This is a genomic window from Mumia sp. ZJ430 (genome assembly GCF_011751845.1).
Taxonomy (GTDB): Bacteria; Actinomycetota; Actinomycetes; order Propionibacteriales; family Nocardioidaceae; genus Mumia.
Window position 1 is genome coordinate 432,937 of record NZ_JAAHFK010000004.1, and the last position, 15,507, is coordinate 448,443.

Annotated in this window: 14 protein-coding genes and 1 riboswitch; of the genes, 7 read left to right on the forward strand and 7 right to left on the reverse strand. The window is 68.0% G+C overall.

The window, feature by feature from the left end; translation table 11 throughout:
- The first annotated feature begins 9 nt into the window (after window positions 1-9).
- The 3 genes from ctaD (at window position 10) to HCT63_RS18310 (ending at window position 3,406) form a co-directional block, all read left to right on the forward strand.
- Entirely contained in the window at window positions 10-1,689 is a 1,680-nt protein-coding gene (ctaD, locus tag HCT63_RS18300; protein WP_167008243.1) for a cytochrome c oxidase subunit I, read from the forward strand.
- Window positions 1,686-2,081, forward strand: coding sequence for a cytochrome c oxidase subunit 4 (locus tag HCT63_RS18305; protein ID WP_167008246.1), 396 nt, complete (start codon window positions 1,686-1,688; stop codon window positions 2,079-2,081). Before ctaD ends, HCT63_RS18305 begins: the two co-directional genes overlap by 4 nt.
- A gap of 80 nt (window positions 2,082-2,161) precedes the next feature.
- Complete coding sequence (locus HCT63_RS18310; protein ID WP_167008249.1) at window positions 2,162-3,406, forward strand: Ig-like domain-containing protein; 1,245 nt, start codon at window positions 2,162-2,164, stop codon at window positions 3,404-3,406.
- A gap of 183 nt (window positions 3,407-3,589) precedes the next feature.
- Here HCT63_RS18310 and HCT63_RS18315 read toward each other — a convergent pair whose 3' ends face one another.
- The 4 genes from HCT63_RS18315 to HCT63_RS18330 all read right to left on the reverse strand — a co-directional run bounded on the left by HCT63_RS18315 (window position 3,590) and on the right by HCT63_RS18330 (window position 8,002).
- Window positions 3,590-5,302 (reverse strand): cytochrome bc complex cytochrome b subunit, encoded by a 1,713-nt coding sequence (locus HCT63_RS18315; RefSeq protein ID WP_167008252.1) that lies wholly within the window; start codon window positions 5,300-5,302, stop codon window positions 3,590-3,592.
- Complete coding sequence (locus tag HCT63_RS18320) at window positions 5,295-6,395, reverse strand: Rieske 2Fe-2S domain-containing protein (RefSeq protein ID WP_167008254.1); 1,101 nt, start codon at window positions 6,393-6,395, stop codon at window positions 5,295-5,297. The genes HCT63_RS18315 and HCT63_RS18320 overlap by 8 nt, the downstream gene beginning before the upstream one ends.
- On the reverse strand, window positions 6,392-7,222 hold the full coding sequence (locus HCT63_RS18325; RefSeq protein WP_167008256.1) for a cytochrome c: 831 nt from the start codon (window positions 7,220-7,222) through the stop codon (window positions 6,392-6,394). Before HCT63_RS18325 ends, HCT63_RS18320 begins: the two co-directional genes overlap by 4 nt.
- 132 nt (window positions 7,223-7,354) lie before the next feature.
- Entirely contained in the window at window positions 7,355-8,002 is a 648-nt protein-coding gene (locus HCT63_RS18330; protein ID WP_167008259.1) for a heme-copper oxidase subunit III, read from the reverse strand.
- Window positions 8,003-8,075: 73 nt separating this feature from the next.
- On the opposite strand from HCT63_RS18330, the gene HCT63_RS18335 reads away from it, so the two are divergent.
- Window positions 8,076-8,510 carry a response regulator transcription factor gene (locus HCT63_RS18335; RefSeq protein ID WP_167008262.1) on the forward strand — a complete coding sequence of 145 codons (435 nt, stop codon included), beginning with the start codon at window positions 8,076-8,078 and terminating at the stop codon, window positions 8,508-8,510.
- A complete protein-coding gene (gene trpD, locus HCT63_RS18340; protein ID WP_167008265.1) occupies window positions 8,507-9,559 on the forward strand; it encodes an anthranilate phosphoribosyltransferase in 1,053 nt (350 codons plus the stop codon). Before HCT63_RS18335 ends, trpD begins: the two co-directional genes overlap by 4 nt.
- A gap of 12 nt (window positions 9,560-9,571) precedes the next feature.
- On the opposite strand, the gene HCT63_RS18345 is transcribed toward trpD, so the two are convergent.
- Entirely contained in the window at window positions 9,572-9,856 is a 285-nt protein-coding gene (locus HCT63_RS18345) for an Lrp/AsnC ligand binding domain-containing protein (protein WP_167008268.1), read from the reverse strand.
- Window positions 9,857-9,902: 46 nt separating this feature from the next.
- Window positions 9,903-11,681: a DEDD exonuclease domain-containing protein gene (locus HCT63_RS18350; protein WP_243843111.1), complete on the reverse strand. Its 1,779-nt coding sequence runs from the start codon at window positions 11,679-11,681 to the stop codon at window positions 9,903-9,905.
- Between the two features lie 106 nt (window positions 11,682-11,787).
- Here HCT63_RS18350 and HCT63_RS18355 point away from each other — a divergent pair, with 106 nt between their 5' ends.
- Both HCT63_RS18355 and HCT63_RS18360 read left to right on the forward strand, forming a co-directional pair.
- Window positions 11,788-12,051 carry a hypothetical protein gene (locus tag HCT63_RS18355; RefSeq protein WP_167008273.1) on the forward strand — a complete coding sequence of 88 codons (264 nt, stop codon included), beginning with the start codon at window positions 11,788-11,790 and terminating at the stop codon, window positions 12,049-12,051.
- A gap of 126 nt (window positions 12,052-12,177) precedes the next feature.
- A riboswitch (cyclic di-AMP (ydaO/yuaA leader) is annotated at window positions 12,178-12,327 on the forward strand.
- An 11-nt stretch (window positions 12,328-12,338) separates the two neighbouring features.
- A complete protein-coding gene (locus tag HCT63_RS18360) occupies window positions 12,339-13,367 on the forward strand; it encodes a C40 family peptidase (protein ID WP_167008276.1) in 1,029 nt (342 codons plus the stop codon).
- 254 nt (window positions 13,368-13,621) lie between these two features.
- Here HCT63_RS18360 and HCT63_RS18365 read toward each other — a convergent pair whose 3' ends face one another.
- Window positions 13,622-15,415, reverse strand: coding sequence for a long-chain fatty acid--CoA ligase (locus HCT63_RS18365; protein WP_167008279.1), 1,794 nt, complete (start codon window positions 15,413-15,415; stop codon window positions 13,622-13,624).
- Window positions 15,416-15,507: the final 92 nt, after the last annotated feature.

The window sequence follows — 15,507 nt, forward strand, 5'->3', positions numbered from 1 at the left end:
GTCGTCTCGATGCTCACGACGACCGATCACAAGCAGATCGGCACGATGTATCTGGTCGCGTCGTTCGCCTTCTTCCTGATCGGCGGCATCCTCGCCCTCCTGATCCGTGCCGAGCTCGCCGCTCCGGGCACGCAGGTGGTCGACGAAGAGACCTACAACCAACTCTTCACCATGCACGGCACGATCATGCTGCTGATGTTCGCGACGCCGCTGTTCGTCGGCTTCGCCAACTGGATCATGCCGCTGCAGATCGGCTCGCCCGACGTGGCGTTCCCGCGACTCAACATGTTCAGCTTCTGGCTGTTCCTGTTCGGCAGCTCGCTGGCCGTCGCAGGCTTCTTCGTCCCTGGTGGTGCGGCCAGCTTCGGGTGGTTCGCGTACGCCCCGCTGTCCGACGCGGTGAACTCGCCGGGAGTCGGCGGTGACATGTGGGTCCTCGGCCTCTACATGTCGGGCCTGGGCACGATCCTCGGTGCGGTCAACTTCGTGACGACGATCTTCACGATGCGCGCCCCCGGCATGACGATGTTCCGGATGCCGATCTTCACCTGGAACATCCTGGTCACGAGCCTCCTCGTGCTGATCGCGTTCCCGATCCTGGCTGCCGCGCTCCTCGCGCTGTTCGCCGACCGTCAGCTCGGCACCCATGTCTTCGACCCCTCAACAGGCGGCCCGATCCTCTGGCAACACTTGTTCTGGTTCTTCGGGCATCCAGAGGTCTACATCATCGCGTTGCCCTTCTTCGGCATCATCAGTGAGATCCTGCCCGTCTTCAGCCGCAAGCCGATCTTCGGCTACATCGGCCTCGTCGCCGCGACGCTCGCGATCGCAGCCCTCTCCGTCGCCGTGTGGGCCCACCACATGTTCGTCACAGGGGCGGTGGACCTCGCGTTCTTCTCCTTCATGACGTTCTTGATCGCGGTGCCGACAGGCGTCAAGTTCTTCAACTGGATAGGCACGCTATGGGGCGGGTCGATCAGCTTCGACACCCCGCTGGTGTTCTCGCTGGGCTTCCTTACGACCTTCCTCTTCGGTGGTCTGACCGGCGTCATCCTCGCGTCGCCCGCCCTCGACTTCCACCTGTCCGACTCATACTTCGTGGTTGCTCACTTCCACTACGTCGTCTTCGGCACGGTCGTGTTCGCGATGTTCGCCGGCTTCTACTACTGGTGGCCGAAGTGGACGGGGCACATGCTCAACGAGCGGCTCGGCAAGATCCACTTCTGGCTGCTGTTCGTCGGCTTCCACCTGACGTTCCTCGTCCAGCACTGGCTGGGTGTGGAGGGCATGCCGCGCCGTTACGCCGACTACTCGCCGACTGACGGGTTCACCGTCCTCAACCAGGTGTCGACGATCGGCGCGGTCGTCCTCGCGATCTCCACGCTGCCGTTCTTCTACAACGTGTGGATCTCGCGCAACAACCCGAAGGTCGGCGTGGACGACCCGTGGGGCTGGGGACGCTCGCTCGAGTGGGCGACATCCAGCCCGCCGCCGCGGCACAACTTCACCTCGCTGCCCCGGATCCGCTCCGAGAGCCCGGCGTTCGACCTCCACCACCCGGAGCTGTCGATGCTCGAGCACGCGGACAACGATCTCGACAGCCCGCTGGCCGACGCCCCGAACCTCGAGGGTCATGAAGAGGCTCTGCGCGAGCAGACCGACAACTCGCCGGAAGGTGGCACCCGATGAAGGCCGAAGCGTGGATCATCGCGTCGGTTTCCGTCTTCCTCGCCATCGTGACGCCGATCTACTGGATCGCGTCCGAGGACCCGACGGGCACGACGGCCCTGGCGATGGCAGCTCTGTTGGGCCTGCTCCTCACCTTCTTCCTGGCGGTCGTCGCCAAGCAGATCCCGGCGCGTCTGGAGGATCGTGACGATGCCGAGATCGCTGAAGGCGCCGGCGAGTACGGCTTCTACCCTCCGTGGAGCTGGTGGCCGCTCTGGTCGGCGCTGGCCATCCTCGTGATGGTGATCGGTGCGATCTTCGGCTGGTGGCTCTTCGCCATGGCGAGCGTCTTCGGCGTGATCGCGCTCTGCGGCTGGGTCTTCGAGTACTACCGCGGGCTCTACGCCCACTGACACCTCCGCCTCGAGCCATGTACGGCCTCTTTGGGTAGCGATTGCTACCCTGAGAGGCCGTATGTGTTCGTAGGGAGATGATGAAGGTTCAGGGACGCCAGTCCGCCGTGCACTCAGGACGCCGTTTGTTCGGCGTCCTGCTGATGGCTGCGCTCATCGCCGGCTGCAGCTCGGCCGGAGGCGACGACGGCGTTGGCGACCGCGCAGGCGATGCCGCACCGACATCGTCCGCCTCCCCGACGCCCGCCACCGAGCTGACCTTCAACGTCGACGACGGCGACGCGGACATTCCGGTCGACACTGCTGTCACCGTCGGGGCCAGTCATGGCACGATCACGGCGGTCACCGCCCACTACGGCGGCAAGCCGACCCGCAAGAACACGCTGAACGGCGCCGTGACTTCCGACGGCGCCTCTTGGACCGCCTCGTCCCTCCTTGAGCCTGGCAAGCGTTACACCGTCGCGGTGACGACGCGCGACGACGACGGACGCGTGTCCACCGAGTCGCGGCGGTTCCGTACCCAGGACCTATCTCTCGACCAGCAGGCCTATGCCTCCGTCTCACCCATGGACGGTGCGACCGTCGGCGTGGCGATGCCGGTCATCCTGCGGTTCGACATCCCGGTGAAGCGCCGGACGGAGGTCGAGAAGCGGCTGGTCGTGACGTCCACCCCGAAAGTCGAGGGCACCTGGAGCTGGGTGAGCGACTCCGAGGTCCACTTCCGGCCCCGCAAGTACTGGCCTGCCGGCACCAAGGTGAAGGTTCACGCCGGCATCAACGGCGTCCGTACAGGCAAGGGCGTCTGGGGTCAGGAGGACCGTGACACGTCGTTCCGCGTGACCAAGCAGGCCGTGACCACGGTCGTCGACGTCTCGCGCCACAAGGCGACGGTGAAGATCAACGGCAAGGTCGCACGGGTGCTCCCGGCGACGACCGGCAAGGCGGGGTTCCAGACCCGCAACGGGACCAAGATCATCATGGAGAAGCACCCGTCGAAGCGGATGGACGCCGCCACGACAGGGATCTCCGAAGGCTCCTCGGAGTACTACAACATCGAGAACGTGCGCTACGCGATGCGCGTCACCAACTCTGGTGAGTTCATCCACGCGGCGCCCTGGTCGACGGGATCGCAGGGCAGCGCCAACGTCAGCCACGGATGCACTGGCCTGAGCACGAGCAACGCCGCCTGGCTGTACGGCATTTCGCACATCGGCGATCCCGTGAAATTCGTCAACTCCGACCGGAAGGTCCTCGAGCCGCAGAACGGCTGGACCGACTGGAACATCTCGTACACCGAGTTCGCCAAGGGCTCCGCCCTCTCCTGAGCTCGCCCGCGAGGCACACCTCCGTACGGGCCTGCGTCGGTCGCTGGGCGTCCACGGCGCGCGTGTCGGTGGACGCTGAGGTGCCGCCGTTCGGGGCGGGCGGGTACGCGTTGGGGGAGCGGGAACAGCGGAAGGCCCCGCCCCCCAGAGCGGGGGAGCGGGGCCTTCGCGGGAGCGGTCTCCTCAGTGCTGCTTCGGGACACCCGTCTCGCTGACGCCGGAGAAGTCGTCCGGGAAGTCGTGCGGCGGGTAGACCTCGTCGTGGAGGTGGTGCTCCGCTTGCTCGACCTCGGCCGTCGTCGGCTTGTCGACGTCGTGCGCGTAGAAGAACCGCTTGGCCCACGCCCGCAGACGAGCCTTGCGGCCCTCGGGGTTGCGGACACCGTGCTCGTCCTCGGCCTCCGTAGCGGTGAGCTCCGGGACACGGGGACGCGCCGTGAGCGTGTACGCCGCGTCAGCCGGCAGAGGTGCGTGCGCCTCGGCGTACGATCCCTCGGCGGAGCGGACGATGACGCCCGTCTCGTAGCCGTGGAGGACGGTGTCGTTGTCCTTTCGCTGCAGGCTGATGCAGATCCGCCGCGTGATGATGAACGCGATGACCGGTCCGACGAAGACACCGATGCGTGCGATCCACGTGATCGTAAAGATGTCCAGGTTGAACTTGAACGCGATGATGTCGTTGCCACCCGCGATCCAGCAGATGCCGTAGAACGTCATACCGGCGATGCCGAACGCCGTACGGGTCGGAGCGTTGCGCGGACGCTGCAGGAGGTGGTGCTCCTTCTTGTCGCCGGTCACCCAGGACTCGAAGAATGGCCAGATGGCCAGCACCGTGAACAGCAACCCCATCAGGAGCACGCCCGGGATGAAGACGTTCAAGGAGAACGTCTCTGGGCCGACCGTGAACTCCCAGTTGGGCATGATGCGGACCGCACCTTCGACCCAGCCCATGTACCAGTCGGGCTGGGAGCCAGCCGTGACCTCGGACGGGTTGTAGGGGCCGTACGTCCAGATCGGGTTGATCTGGAGGAACGCCGACATCAATGCCGTGAAACCGAAGACGACGAAGAAGAAGCCGCCGGCCTTGGCTGCGTACACGGGGAGCATCGGGTAGCCCACGACGTTCTTCTCGGTACGTCCGGGGCCAGGCCACTGCGTGTGCTTGTGGTAGACGAGCAGCAGCATGTGGGCAGCGATCAACCCGAGCAGGATCCCGGGGAGCAGGAAGATGTGCGCCATGTAGAGGCGCGCGATGATCAGGTCGCCTGGGAACTCGCCGCCGAAGACGAAGAACTCGAGATAGCTGCCGACGACCGGGATCGACCGGATCAGACCGTCGACGAACCGCAGGCCGGTGCCCGACAGCAGGTCGTCGGGGAGCGAGTAGCCGGCGAAGCCCTCGATCAGGCCCACGGCGAACAGGCCGATGCCGATCAGCCAGTTGATCTCGCGCGGCTTGCGGTAGGCACCCGTGAAGAACACCCGAAGCATGTGGGCCATGAGTGCCGCCATGAACAGCGCGGCTGCCCAGTGGTGGATCTGACGGACCAGCAGGCCGCCACGGATGTCGAACGAGATGTTGAGCGTTGAGGCGTACGCCTGCGACATCTCCAGGCCGCGCAACGGCTCGTACGACCCGTTGTAGGGGACCTCGGCCATGCTCGGCTGGAACCAGAACGTGAGGAAGGTCCCGGTCAGCAGGAGCACGATGAAGCTCCACAGGGCGATCTCGCCCAGCAGGAACGACCAGTGGTCGGGGAACACCTTGCGGATGTTCTTGCGAACGACGCCGGCGAGGCCGAGGCGGTCGTCGAGCCACTCGACGGGACCAGCGGACTTCTTGCCGAAGTTCGTGTCCTTGAGCGGAGTTGAGGTGGGGCTCGCTGTCTCAGTCACGGTTCTGGTTCACCTCAGGGAAGCTCGGGCCGACCGGCTCATGGAAGTCGCTGGTGGCGATGAGGTAGCCGTCCGCATCCACCGCGAGCGGGAGCTGCGGGAGAGGGCGCTTGCCAGGGCCGAAAATGACTTTGCCACCGTCGGCGAGGTCGTACGTGGTCTGGTGGCACGGGCAGAGCAGATGGTGCGTCTGCTGCTCCCAGAGGCTGATCGGGCAGCCGACGTGCGTGCAGATCTTGGAGTAGACCATGATGCCGTCCACGTCCCAGTTGGCCTGCCCCTTGCGAGGCTTGATGTCATCGGGACGGATCCGGACCGCGATCACGGACGCCTTGGCCTTGGCCTGGAGAAGCTTCGTGCCGTGGAACACCGCGTGGCCGTGGCTGTCGGTCTCGAAGAAGACGTCGGGCTGGGCGTTGACCAGCTGGCCGACCTCGATGTCGGCCGGACGCAGCGGCATGCCGGAGACGTCGTTGACGACTCGCATGCCCTTGCGCCAGACGGTGTGGAAGAGCTTGTTGCCCGGCAGCGGGCCAAGGTCACGCAGCATGACGATCGCCGGCAAGCCGAGGATCGCGACGGCGCCGATCAGGGACCGGCGGATCAGCGGACGGCGGCCGAAGCCGGAGTCAGCAACGCCCTCGTCGAGGACGTCGAGCGCTGCCTCACGGTCGTCATCGGAGGAGCGCGCCGGGTGACGCATCTCGATGACCTCGTGGTCGTTCATCAGCTTCTTGGCCCACTGGATGGCGCCGATGCCGATGAGGAAGAGCGCGCCGCCGAGGGTGACGCCGAGGGCGAGGTTCAGGGAGAACCAGCCGAAGATCTCGGCATCCTTGGGGATGGCGAAGTAGGCGACGCAGAAGGCGATCGTGAGGATGATCGCGGCCGTGAACATGCCGGCGACCTGGCGCTCGGCACGCTTCTCGAGCTTGGGATCTACGTCCGTGGGACGGGGGAGGTGCTCGGGCAGCCCCGGGTTCTCGATCGGCTCGGCCGGCTCGATGTCGTTGCGTGCCGACGTGGCGACCTCGTCACCGGTCGGCTTGGCGACGCCGTTCGTCGACTGCGCGTCGTGGGATTCGGAGCTCATGACCTCTTCTTCTTCACCCGGGCGCCGTGGGCTGCCAGCCAGACGGCGACAGCGACCAGACCGCCGATTCCGATGATCCAGGCGAACATGCCGTCGACAACGGGGCCGAGGCCGCCGCCGGCGAAGCCGCCCTGCGGCTGGGCCTGCACGTTCTTGATGTAGCCGATGATGGCGCGCTTGTCCTCGGGGGTGATGACGTCGTCGTTGAAGACGGGCATCTGCTGAGGACCGGTCTGCATCGCCTCGTAGATGTGCTTGCCGCTGACGTCGCGCAGCGTCGGCGCGAAGCGCCCGCTGGGCAGGGCGCCACCGGCGCCGACCGAGTTGTGGCAAGCGGTGCAGTTCGTACGGAAGAACTCACCGCCGCGGGTCAGGTCCTCCTGGGAGAGGTCCGAGACGTCGGTGTACTCCTCCTCAGGGATGGCCGGACCGGGGCCGAGGCTCGCGACGTAGGCGGCGAGCGCCTCGGTCTCCTCACCGTTGAACACCGGGGCCTTGCGCGGAGCCTGGGGGGCTGTCTGCGCCATGGGCATACGGCCGGTGCCGACCTGGAAGTCGACGGCCGCAGCTCCCACGCCGATCAGCGACGGCCCGTAGTTGCCGCCACTCTTGGTCATGATGCCCTCGGCGTTCAGACCGTGACAGCTGGCGCATCCGACCAGGAACAGCTCGCGGCCCTGCTCGATCTTGGCTGTGTCACCCGCGGTGTCGGCATCGGCCTTCCCGGGCGCGAGGGCGGCATAGAGCGCGCCCGCGAGGAGCAGGCCGAAGAGCAGCACCGCGTAACCCGCGAGCGGGTGCCTTCGGTGGGTGGACAAGAACCGCACGGAGTGAACCTCGTTCCCCTTGCCAGCGACGTCCCGGCGGGGACGTCATCTCTCGATTAAAGCCTTATTTGCGTTCTTCTGTTGGAGGTTCGCCGCTGGGGTCGTCGAAGACGGCTCCCTGGTGGCGAACCGTTACTGCAGGGCGTAGATCGTCAGGAACAGCCCGACCCACACGATGTCGACGAAGTGCCAGTAGTACGAGACGACGATCGCTGAGATCGCCTGCTCGTGGGTGAATCGCCGCGCCATGAACGTACGGCCGATGATCAGCAGGAAGGCGATCAGACCGCCGATGACGTGGATGCCATGGAAGCCGGTCGCGAGGTAGAACGTCGACCCGTAGCCGGACGAGGAGAGCGTGATGCCGTGGTGCACGAGCTCGACGTACTCCAGCGCCTGGCCGGCGACGAAGACCGCGCCCATGATGTAGGTCAACGCGAACCACTCGCGAAGGCCCCACTCGCGGAACTGCCAGATCTTGCCACTGCGGCCGACCTTGCCCCGTTCTGCGGCGAAGACGCCCCACTGGCAGGCGACCGACGACAGCACGAGGATCGTCGTGTTCGCCGTGGCGAACGGGATGTTGAGCTTGGCGGTCTCAAGGTCCCACAGCTCGGGGCTCACCGCGCGGATCGTGAAGTATGCGGCGAAGAGCGCCGCGAAGAACATCAGCTCGCTCGAAAGCCACACCACGGTTCCGACCGTCACCTGCGACGGTCGGTTGGGCTGCCCGTGCAGGCGGGATGCTGGGATCACAGATGTCGTCGCCACGGGTGTCATTATTAACCCCTGAGGTGGGCGAGGCATCCCCGACCCCTGCCTGAAGTGACTCGGGAGTCGCTACGATCGCGCTGTGAGCGATCCCAACACCGAAGCCGCATCCGAACACCAGGCCTCTCTGCGCGTGCTCGTCTACTCCGACGACGCCGAAACCCGGGCCCAGGTGGTGACCGCCCTGGGGCGGAGGATCCACCCGGACCTCCCGCCGGTCGAGTACGTCGAGTGCGCCACGCTGCCCGTCGTCCTTCAGCAGATGGACGCCGGCGGCTTCAACCTGGCGATCCTTGACGGTGAGGCGACGCCGGCAGGCGGCATGGGTGTGGCGAGGCAGCTGAAGGACGAGATCTACCGCTGCCCGCCCCTGCTCGTGCTCACCGCGCGCGAGCAGGACGCCTGGCTCGCGACCTGGTCGCGGGCCGACGGCGTCTCGAACCACCCGGTCGACCCGCTGCGTCTCGCCGACGCGGTGGTCGCCCTCCTAGCGCCCGCCCCGGCGGCGTCGGCATGACCGAGGCCCCTCGCTGGCCGGAGATCTTGGGCGCGCTCGTCGGTGGTGAAGATCTCACCCAGGAGCAGACGTCCTGGGCGATGGAGGAGATCCTCAGCGGCAACGCCTCGCCCGCGCAGATCGCCGGATTCGCCGTCGGGCTGCGCGCCAAGGGCGAGACGGTGGCCGAAGTCGAGGGGCTGGCGGCCACCATGCTCGACCACGCACGGATGATCGAGGTCCCTGGCCGTACGGTCGACATCGTCGGTACGGGGGGTGACCGGGCGAAGACGGTCAACATCTCCACGATGTCAGCGGTCACGATGCGCGGGGCCGGAGCGTTGGTCGTCAAGCACGGCAACCGCGCTGCGTCGAGCGCGAGCGGCGCCGCCGACGTCCTGGAGAAGCTCGGCGTCCGTCTCGACCTCACACCGGAGCGGGTCGCGCAGCTGGCGACCGAGACGGGCATCACGTTCTGCTTCGCCCCGGTGTTCCACGCGTCCTTCCGCTACACCGCCGCTCCGCGCAAGGAGCTCGGCATCCCGACCGCGTTCAACTTCCTCGGCCCGCTGACCAACCCGTCCCGGCCCGCTGCGATGGCAGTCGGTGTCGCCGACGCCCGGATGGCCGCAGTCGTCGCCGGCGTGTTCGCACGCCGGGGCCTCGACGCGCTGGTGTTCCGCGGGGACGACGGTCTCGACGAGATCACCACCACGACGACGTCGCAGGTGTGGGTCGTCGGAGGTCCGGAAGGGGCCAAGTCGGTCACTCAGCAGACCTTCGACCCCCGCGACCTCGGCATCGCGCTGTCGTCGGCCGAGGCGCTGCGCGGTGGCGACCCGGCGTACAACGCCGCGGTGTTCAGGCGCGTGCTCGAGGGCGAGCAGGGCCCCGTACGGGACGCCGTGGTGCTCAACGCCGGCGCGGGTCTGGCCGCATACGAGGGGTCCACGGACGACCTTCTCGCGCGGATGGAACGCAGCACGGCGCTGGCGCGCGAGGCGCTCGACTCCGGTGCGGCGCTGCGTGCACTCGACGAGTGGGCCGCGGCCTCTCAGCGCGAGGTCTGAGGGCCGGGTTCGCTACTCGAGGTCACCGCCGATGCTGAACGCCGACTCAAGGTCGTGCTGGGAGTACGTCCGGAAGGCGATGTGCGTCTCGGTCGAGCGGACGCCGGCGACCTTGTTGACGCGGTCGGCGACGACGTCGGCGATGTCCTCGGTCCGACGGACGCGCACGAGCGCGATCAGGTCGATGTGCCCGGTGACCGAGTAGACCTCGCTGACGCCGTCGAGGGCGGCGATCTCCTCAGCGACCTCGGGGATGCGGTCGACCTCGGCATTGATGAACACGATCGCGGTGATCACGGGCCCTCCTGGCGGACGAGTCGGGGTACGCGGGGCAGCCTACTCGTCATCGACGGGGCCGGTGCTCGGTGCGCCAGCCGTCGCCCCCGGCCTCGTCGAAGGGGGCGGCCAGCGCACGTGATCGCTCTGCGGCCTCGACGATCGGAAGGTGCCGGCCGGCCCCGCGGGCAGGGCTCGCCCACTCGCCGTCGAGGTCCACGAGGCGGACGCCCTCGGACTCCATCCAGCGCAGCACGAGCTCGGACTCCGCGGCCGTCGCGGCCGGGGCCTGCTCCGGGACCACTGTCTCCGCGATGGCCCGGAGGGCGTCGACCCACGGGCGGGACGGTGTCGTCGCCGGCATGACGCCCGCCGCCACGAGCCGACCGTGCCGGACGATGTGGACCTCCCACTCGCGCCGTGCCGGGTCGAGCGGGCGAGCGGCGACGACCTCCCTGCACGAGAGCAGCGCCGAGAGCCGCTGGCTGCGGTGCGTGGCCTGCAGGAGGCTGACGAGGCGGTCCCGCTCTCGTGCGGCGTCCTCGAAGCGGTCCTGCGAGGCGAGGGTCCGCATGCGGTCGGTGGAGGCCTCGACGACCTCGACCGGGTCGGTGAGGATCGCGGCACGGACACGCTCGACCTCTGTGGCGTACTCGGCGTCGGTGGTCGACCCGTCGCACGGGGCGAGGCAGCCCCCCATCTCGGCGAGCGCGCACGCCGTACGGGACGGACGAAGCGGCAGACGGCCGGAGCACTGGCGGATGCGGAACGCCTCGTGCAGCGCGGACGCGACCTGTTCCGCCGAGGCGCGCCGGGTGAACGGGCCGAGGTAGTCGGCGTCGTCGTCGGTCTTGCGGACGTACGACAGGCGCGGCCACGGCTCGCGCGTGAGCTTGATCCAGGTTGCCCGCTCGGGATGGCGCGAGCGCCGGTTGTAGGGCGGCTTGTGGTGCGCGATCAGCCGGAGCTCGCGCACCTGCGCCTCGAGCGCGGTGGCGCAGGTGATGCCTTCGACGCGGGTCGCGAGCGCGATCATCTCGCCCATGCGGGTGCGGGTCTCGCTCGACGTGAAGTAGGAGCGCACCCGGGTACGGAGGTCCTTGGACGTCCCGACGTACAGGACGTGCTCGTGGCGGTCACGGAACAGGTAGACGCCGGGGGAGTGCGGGAGGTGGTCGGCGAGCCGGCTCTTCTTACGTTGGGCCGGGCTGACCCGCGCGCTGAAGGTCGCGAGCTCCTCCATCGTGGTCACGCCCATCGTGCCGACGCGCTCGAGTAGCGCGTGGAGCACGTCGACAGTGGCCCGCGCGTCGGCAAGGGCGCGGTGGTTGGGCGTCGTCGTGGAGCGGAAGTGGCGTGCGAGGGTGCCGAGCTTGCAGTTGGGGACCTCGTCGCGCACGAGGACGCGGCGTGCGAGGCGTGCGGTGTCGAGGGTCTCGAAGCCGGGCCACATGAGGTCGAGCGCGGCCGAGAAGTGCTTGAGGAACCCGACGTCGAACGGCGCGTTGTGCGCGACGAGCACCGTGCCGCGCGCGAACTCCAGGAACGACGGCAGCGCCTCGCCGATGCGGGGAGCGCCGACGACCATTGCGTCGGTGATGCCGGTCAGCACCGCGATGAAGGTCGGGATCTCGCCCTCGGGATCGACGAGGGTCTGGAACTCGCCGAGGATCTCGCCACCGCGTACCTTGACCGCGCCGATCTCGGTGATCATCGAGCCGGCGGACGCCGAGCCGCCTGTGGTCTCCAGGTCGACCACACAGAACGTGACGGCGGACAGGTCGCGGCCCAGCTCGTCGAGAGTCCCCTGGACGGGGACGGGCGACGCGGGGGAGGGGGCTTTCATGAGGGTGACGTTAGGTCGCGGCTCTGACATCACGGACGAATCGCCGGGTCGTACGGCGTGTCGCTGGTCCCGCTTTCTGTCAGCCCACGGTCGTAGCGTGCCGAGCATGAACGAATCTCGCGTGCTCCACCAGCAGCCGGGACCGGCGACGGGCCACGGCGAGTCCCTCACGATCGACTGCGCCCGCTGCCTGGCGCGCCCCCGGGCGTGCGGCGACTGCGTCGTCACCGCGCTCCTCGGGCCTCCTGACGACGCCGTACGGCTCGACGCCGAGGAGGGGGCAGCACTCGCCGCACTGAGCTCTGCCGGCCTCGTGCCACCGCTCCGGCTCGTGACGTCGGTCGAGAGCGAGGCGCCCGACGAGCCGTGAGGTTCAGGGTGAGTAAGCACACCGTGCACAATCGGGCCCTGTCGTCGTTGATTCTTGGCCCCCACCTTGCGTAGGGTGAGGCTCGCGTGCCTGAGGAGTTCTCTACCCCGGAGAGCGCAGGCAAGCCGCCTAGTTCGGCCGAGGTCCCCCGATCGACGCCGGAGCCGGGGACCCACGCGTTCCTGGGGTGAATCCGCGCTGCACCACGGGCGCGGTAGGGCACGTTCTTGGCCCGAACCCGTCAGCTCACCCGGTAGGCGTCGAGAACGCGAAGGAGACCGTCCCACGTGCGGAACGGCCGCAAGCTGTCGATGAAGGCAGCCATCGCCGCTGGCTCAGGAGTGGTTCTCGCCGCGACGCTCAGTGCGTCGCCGAGTGCAGCAGACCCCCAGGCGCCGAGCCTTGCAGAGGCCCAGCGCAAGGTGGCCAAGCTCAGCCACGAAGCCGAGCAGGCGAACGAGCGCTACCTCGAGCTCAAGACAGAGGTCGAGGGCGCCAAGAAGCAGATCAAGAAGCTCCGCGCGGACGTCAAGGTGCAGGAGTCCGAGGTCGACGGGGTCCGCAACGATCTCGCCAAGACCATCACCGACCGTCTTACCAGCTCGCCGATGGGCCCTACGACCCAGCTGCTCGCGAGCGGTGATCCCGACGAGTTCCTCAACGGCCTGGCGGCGCTGCAGTCGTACAACAGCACGCAGGCCGACCGCCTGGCAGCGTTCGAGCGCGAGGCCGACGAGCTGAAGGTGCGCCGCACGCAGCTCTCGTCCAAGCTCGAGGTCATCTCCGATGCCCAGGGCGAGATGAAGAAGCAGCAGGCGACCCTCGACAAGCGTGTCGCGGAGGCCGAGGCCGTGGTGGCGCGGCTGACGCCCGCGGAGCGCGAAGAGGTCTACAACGGCGATCACGGCGGCGGCACCTCGCGTGACGACGACCGTGCCTCGTCGAGCGCGCCCAAGGTGAACGCCTCCGGCCGCGCCAAGAAGGCGATCGACTTCGCGCTTGCGCAACTCGGTGAGCCCTACGTGTACGGTGCAGCGGGTCCGGGCAGCTGGGACTGCTCCGGTCTGACGATGGCCGCGTTCGGCGCAGCGGGCGTGTCGCTGCCGCACTCGTCGTCGGCGCAGTCGGGCATGGGCACGTCCGTGTCCCGCTCGTCGATGAGCCCGGGCGACCTCGTGTTCTACTACAGCCCGGTCAGCCACGTTGGCATCTACCTCGGTGACGGCAAGCTGGTCCACGCCCCGCGTCCCGGCCGCAGCGTCGAGGTCGTGTCGGTGGACGTGATGCCCGTGAGCGGAGTCCGTCGCGTCGGGTGACGCGCGTGCGGCACCGCGTCGGGTGACGCGCGTGCGGCAAGAGCCCCGGTCCACCTCGCGGTGGGCCGGGGCTTTGTCGTCACGCGGCCAGATGACGTGGCTACTGAGCAACCGACATCCGCAGGCACCGACGGCAGCCGCAGGCCCACCCGTACGTCGGTGCGGCAGCGTCCACGAGTGCGTGTGGGGTGGACGCCCAGCCCCACCAACGGCCGCACGCCAACGGTGCGCTCACCACGCAAGCAGATGCCGAGCTACTGGTAGAGGGACTCGACGTCGTCGCGGTGCTCGCGCATCACGACGTTGCGCTTGAGCTTGAGGGTCGGCGTCACCTGGCCGCCCTCCTCGGTCCAGTCGATCGGGAGGATACGGAACTTGCGGATCGACTCCGCGCGCGAGACGTGCGTATTGGCCTCGTCGACGGCCGTCTGGACCGCTGCGATGACGTCAATGTCCTCCGCGAGCTCCGCGATCGGGGTGTCGACAGCTCGGCCCTGCTGCTCCAGCCAGGGGCCGACCGCCTCGGCGTCGAGCGTGACGAGCGCGCCGACGAACGGCTTGCCCTCACCAACCACGACGGCCTGGCTGACCAGGACGTGGGCGCGGACGCGGTCCTCGAGCACGGCTGGGACGACGTTCTTGCCGCCTGCGGTGACGATGATCTCCTTCTTGCGACCCGTGATCGACACGAAGCCCTCGGCGTCGATCTCGCCGACGTCGCCGGTGTGGAACCAGCCGTCGGCGTCGATCGCCGTGGCGGTGGCCTCGGGGGCGTTCCAGTAGCCGCGGAAGACCTGGCCACCGCGGAACAGCAGCTCACCGTCCTCGGCGACACGCACCTCGGTGCCGGGGAGCGGGCGTCCGACGGTGCCGATCTTGGAGTCCTCGACGATGTTCGCGGCGAGCGCGGCGGTCGTCTCGGTGAGGCCGTACCCCTCGATGACGGTGATGCCGACGCCAGAGAAGAAGTGCGCGAGGCGTTCGCCGAGCGGGGCGCCGCCGGAGATGGCGTGCTCAACGTGGCCACCCATGGCCGTACGCAGCTTGGTGTAGACCAGCTTGTCGAACACGGTGTGCTTCGCCTTGAGCACCGGACCGATGCGCTTGCCGGACTCACGGGCACGGCTGTACGCGATGGCCGTGGAGGTCGCGAGGTCGAAGATCTTGCCCTTGCCCGAGGCATGGGCGTTCTGGCTGGCGCCGTTGTAGACCTTCTCGAAGACGCGCGGGACGGCCAGGATGAACGTCGGCTTGATCTCTGCCAGCTCGGGCAGGAGGTTCTTGACGTCGGGCGTGTGCGAGAGCCTGACGCCTGCGCGGATCGACCCGACCTCGATGATCCGGGCGAACACGTGCGCGAGCGGGAGGAACAGCAGTGTCACCGCGTCGTCACGGTCGAAGATCGCAGGCAGGATCTCGATGCAGCCGGCGAGCTCGAACATGAAGTTGGCGTGGGTCAGCTCGGCGCCCTTGGGCCGGCCGGTGGTGCCCGACGTGTAGATGATCGTCGCGAGGTCGGACGGTGCGACGGCGTCGCGGCGCGCGGCCACGTCCTCGTCGGAGATGCTCGCGCCGGACTCGGCGAGCCCGTCGAGGCCCTCGTCGATGCGCCAGAGCGTCTTGAGTGCGGGGAGGTGCTCGCGCGACTCCTCGACCCGCTTCGCGTGGACGTCGCTCTCGACGACGCAGCCGACAGAGTCGGAGTCGGCCAGGATCCAGGCGATCTGCTCGACCGAGGACGACTCGTAGATCGGGACGCTCACGGCGCCGATCCACCACAGCGCGTAGTCGACCTGGGTCCACTCGTAGCTGGTGCGCGCGAGGATGCCGATGCGGTCACCCGGTGCCACACCGGCAGCGATGAACCCCTTGGCGACGGCGACGACCTGGTCGTGGAACTGGGTGATCGTGAGGTCGACCCACGCGTCGTCCACCCGACGCTGGAAAGCGACCCGTCCCGGGTCCTTGTCCAGCCACGCCAGCACGTCGTTCGTGATGCTCCCGGTGCCCGGGACCTGGTATGTGGCCGGGGTTGCGTAGGTACGCACGCTGCCTCCGTTCAAGAATTACGGGTACGTCGAGAAGACGTACTTCCCCTCGGGCAGGTTACAGTCATCGACCGGAGCACCCCCAAAGGAGA

Excerpts from the sequence above, each read along its gene's own strand:
- HCT63_RS18330 (WP_167008259.1), bottom strand. The coding sequence starts at position 8,002 with ATGACACCCGTGGCGACGACATCTGTGATCCCAGCATCCCGCCTGCAC.
- HCT63_RS18320 (WP_167008254.1), bottom strand. The coding sequence starts at position 6,395 with ATGAGCTCCGAATCCCACGACGCGCAGTCGACGAACGGCGTCGCCAAG.
- HCT63_RS18355 (WP_167008273.1), top strand. The coding sequence starts at position 11,788 with ATGAACGAATCTCGCGTGCTCCACCAGCAGCCGGGACCGGCGACGGGC.
- HCT63_RS18350 (WP_243843111.1), bottom strand. The coding sequence starts at position 11,681 with ATGAAAGCCCCCTCCCCCGCGTCGCCCGTCCCCGTCCAGGGGACTCTC.
- HCT63_RS18305 (WP_167008246.1), top strand. The coding sequence starts at position 1,686 with ATGAAGGCCGAAGCGTGGATCATCGCGTCGGTTTCCGTCTTCCTCGCC.
- ctaD (WP_167008243.1), top strand. The coding sequence starts at position 10 with ATGCTCACGACGACCGATCACAAGCAGATCGGCACGATGTATCTGGTC.
- HCT63_RS18310 (WP_167008249.1), top strand. The coding sequence starts at position 2,162 with ATGAAGGTTCAGGGACGCCAGTCCGCCGTGCACTCAGGACGCCGTTTG.
- trpD (WP_167008265.1), top strand. The coding sequence starts at position 8,507 with ATGACCGAGGCCCCTCGCTGGCCGGAGATCTTGGGCGCGCTCGTCGGT.